The organism is Bacillus sp. SIMBA_005 (assembly GCF_046535585.1).
Classification (GTDB): Bacteria; Bacillota; Bacilli; order Bacillales; family Bacillaceae; genus Bacillus; species Bacillus pumilus.
In genome coordinates, this window is the sequence record NZ_JAWRWI010000169.1 from 1 (window position 1) to 317 (window position 317).

1 protein-coding gene is annotated in these 317 nt (G+C 50.5%); it reads left to right on the top strand.

Annotated elements, in window-relative coordinates; genetic code table 11:
• On the top strand, window positions 1-196 hold a 196-nt coding region (locus SB660_RS19605; RefSeq protein ID WP_410583923.1), incomplete at its 5' end, for an AI-2E family transporter.
• Between the last annotated feature and the right edge of the window lie 121 nt (window positions 197-317).

Consider the following 317-nt stretch of genomic DNA (forward strand, 5'->3'; position numbering starts at 1 on the left):
TCAATTTATAGAAGGAAACATTTTGAGCCCGCTCATTGTCGGGCGAAGTCTCAGAATGCACCCCGTCGTGATCATGCTTGCGCTTCTTGCCGGAGGAGAGCTCGCGGGCATTCCCGGCATGATTCTCGCTGTTCCGGCGGCAGCCGTTTTAAAAGTGACGGCCATTCACTTTTTGCGGATCAGGACGGAACATTGACATTCGGGTTCTGCTTGTCTATAATTTCGAGTAGAATACATACGAATCTCGAGTGACGGATAAGAGTACGCCGAAGCCCTGTTTAAGAGAGAAGCTCCGATACGCTGAAAGGAGCTTCAGC